The following is a 2,959-nucleotide window of genomic DNA, read 5'->3' on the forward strand; positions in this document are numbered from 1 at the left end:
GCTGGAGGTGATGTCGCCGGCACTGCCGCGCTCAATCTGGGTGGTAGTGCGCCGCTCGGGTAGCGCGACGATCTCGACACGCTGTACCATGGGTTCCTGCGGCGGGGCGTCTTCGATTGCGCGCTGCTCAAGCGTCGCCAGGCCGACAAAGGGGCGCGAGCGTTCAAGCGCAGCGGTCAGCACCTCGAGCAGCTCATCAGCCGCGGCGAAGTCGCGGGCGTGAAAGGCACGATTCAACGCCAGGCTGAACTCGATGCGGTCGGTGAGGATTTCGGCCAATCCGGTGTACTGGACGCCATTGCGCGCGCTTCCGGCGATCAGTGCCAGGCCGGCCGATACGCAACCGCTCAGCATTTCGCCAGCCGGGTCTATGCCACGCAGGTCTTCAGAGGCGCGCCGGAACAGTCCGCGCAAATCACCGTCAACGGCGTTGAATCGGTCGATCGTACGCTGACAGAAGGTGTCGGTCGTGGTCATTGTGTCCTCGGATAAGGGGTGAGCCGTGCAACGACCAGAAAGGTTGTCGCGTCCGGTGGCTCGGGTGGGCCGTTTCCGGCCCCCGGTGTCGGTACATTTGCCACGAGCTGCGGGCGGCTATGTTACGACTCACTCGCCACCCGCATGGACTAACCGTTACGCGCCTGCATTCTTGAACAAGCCGCGATGATCGAGCACACCGCAGCCGAAATCCAGACGGGCTTTGAATTCTGTACCGTCGACCTCGAAGCCCTCGCGGACCTCTATCGTCGGGCCGTTGTAGCCTTCCAGGTAGGCATATTCAATGGTGTCGATCAGCTCGGGTCGGGCTGCCAGATACCAGGCGGTTGCGCTGCTGGCGTCGAGACGCGGGTCGACAACCAGCTCCAACTTGCCACTGAACGGGTTAACATCGGTCGATACCGTCGGTGACAGAGTCGCCAGGAACTGCTCGGCGACCGTTTCCAGCGCGGCCGGAACAATCAGAAATGCCGGGCTGCAATCAATCGCGGTCGTCCCGTCAAGGCCGGTCTGCAGGCGCATGGCCTTGCGGGCGAGCCCCAGCGACGTTACAGAGATTGCCGCAGCGCTCCCGGCAAGGTTTCCGTGGTTGGCATGGAACAACGCAACGCCATCGGCCATGGTCGGGTTGCTGGTCAGGAGGGTGGCGAGCTGTTGCGCTTCGCGCTCGGCGGCGGCAATGCCGAATTTTGCTATCAGGTTGCCGAATGCTCCCAAATCGTCATTGATCAGCGCCTGGCGGGTGATGGCGAAGATTCGACCAAAGGTGTACAGGCTGTAGCTTTCCTTGGACTCGATTGGCGAGCCGTAGGTGTATTCGCCGTGTTCGTTCACCTTGTTCAGGGCCGGTGCCTCGCCAAGTTTCAGGACCTGCTTGGCGCGAAAATCGGCAATTGTCGATTGCCGGCAAATCCGCTTCAAGCCACCGCCATATGACTGATATGCCGCTTGCAGTGTGCGGTTGCCGGAATTCGCCAACAGGTTGGGGAAGTCGCTGGTCGTCGTCATGGCGCGGCCGATGACCTCGCCGGCGCTCAGGCGGTTGGTGCGAATGCCGCGCGCCTCGAGAAGATCGCGCGCCATGTCGACAGGTTTCTTGTTGACGTATTCGCGGGCGGCCTCTGACGGCGCCGGACCGCCCCAACGCGCAGCCAGGGCTTCAGCCATCAGGGCGGCGCGGGTCGGGGTATGGCTGAAGCTGCGGTCGTGCATGGGTGGCATGATCGCGAAGTCTGCTTCCTGAATTTCGGCTTTCTTGCGCTGAACGGCCTGCCCGACCTCCTGTTCGTTCATCCCGCTGGCGAGACAATCCAGGGTCATGCGTTCGGTGGTCTGGTCGTCGAAGCGGCCCAGTTGGACGATACTGCGAACGGCTTGGTGATTTAGTTGCATGTCAGGTTGCTCCTTGGGGATGTTTTCAGAATTTGGTGCTGAACGGCCGATGCCGGCCGACGGGTCGGCGCCGATGGTGACCACAGACACCTCCAGCGGCTGCCAGCGGGTGGCCAGCCACGCGGCGCCGGCTGGGTCGAGCGCCATATCCTCGATCTTGTAGCCGATGGACAGGTCGGTCAGGATGCCTGCCTCCACGTCGCGCCAAACCTCATTGGCTTGGGTGTTTTCGCTGAAGCGCAGCAAGCCGCGCAACTTGTTCTTGTCGAGGCGGATATCTTCGACGCGGCCGACGATCTGGTCGCGCTTGTGCGAAAAGAGCAGCGGCAGGCCGTTGACAGCACGGGTCATGTCGACCGCTTCCTTCGTGTGTAGCAGTACCTCGTCGCCAAAATCGCGGGCAACTGGCAGTTCGGAGGAAAGCGTTGCGGCGACGGTGCGGGTGGACGCGTTGATCGCGGCGCGATCAAAATGCAGGGCGCGGGTCAGGGTTTTCATAGCATACCCTGCTGGCTTAGCTGGCCATGCGCCGCATAGATCAGCGCTGCGGCGAGGCGCAAGGCGTCGCCAGGGGTCAGGGTGGCGCGGGTGGTGACGCTGCCTTTATCGCGGCCGGCGTTCTCGATTGTGATGGTCAAATCGTCGAACACGTCGATGCGCTCAACGCCTCGGAAGCTCTCCGCCTGACGCAAGCTTCTAAAAATGGGGTCTTTCATTTGATTCCCTGAAAGGAGGATTCAGGGGTCAGTGTCCGCGAACCCTATCCGCGCCGTCCCGCCAAAATGCGCGAAAATTGGTCATGCGATTCTGGAAGATCAGCCAGCCGTGCCGCTTGCCACAGGTGGCGCTCGGCCTCGGTGGCGTGGCTCGGCGCCTCGGCCAGATGCTGCCAGGCGGCCGCCTTGCGCTCCAGGTAGGCAAGGGCCGCCAGGTGCAGCGTGCAGGCGCGCTGATCAGCCCGGATCAGGCACAAGTCGCGGAGCGCAACGGCATTGCGGCGCGGGGTACCGCGCAAGCGAAGCGCGGACTGCAGGGGCCGCTCGTCGCCGTCTCTCAGCCACTTGATGAA

The 2,959-nt window shown here is 62.9% G+C and carries 4 protein-coding genes; 1 reads left to right on the forward strand and 3 read right to left on the reverse strand.

Features of this window, described 5'->3' with window-relative positions; all coding sequences use genetic code 11:
* The 3 genes from RUW20_RS03595 to RUW20_RS03605 all read right to left on the reverse strand — a co-directional run.
* The coding region (locus RUW20_RS03595; RefSeq protein ID WP_313950830.1) for a hypothetical protein at nt 1-477 on the reverse strand (477 nt) is incomplete at its 3' end.
* Between the two features lie 156 nt (nt 478-633).
* The gene (locus tag RUW20_RS03600) at nt 634-2,388 is read right to left on the reverse strand and encodes a prohead protease/major capsid protein fusion protein (RefSeq protein WP_313950831.1); all 1,755 of its coding nucleotides are present in this window, start codon (nt 2,386-2,388) and stop codon (nt 634-636) included.
* Nucleotides 2,385-2,606, reverse strand: coding sequence for a hypothetical protein (locus tag RUW20_RS03605; RefSeq protein WP_313950832.1), 222 nt, complete (start codon nt 2,604-2,606; stop codon nt 2,385-2,387). The genes RUW20_RS03600 and RUW20_RS03605 overlap by 4 nt, the downstream gene beginning before the upstream one ends.
* 83 nt (nt 2,607-2,689) lie before the next feature.
* On the opposite strand from RUW20_RS03605, the gene RUW20_RS03610 reads away from it, so the two are divergent.
* The coding region (locus RUW20_RS03610) for a hypothetical protein (RefSeq protein ID WP_313950833.1) at nt 2,690-2,959 on the forward strand (270 nt) is incomplete at its 3' end.

Origin of the sequence: Accumulibacter sp., assembly GCF_032229525.1 — a bacterium.
Taxonomy (GTDB): domain Bacteria; phylum Pseudomonadota; class Gammaproteobacteria; order Burkholderiales; family Rhodocyclaceae; genus Accumulibacter.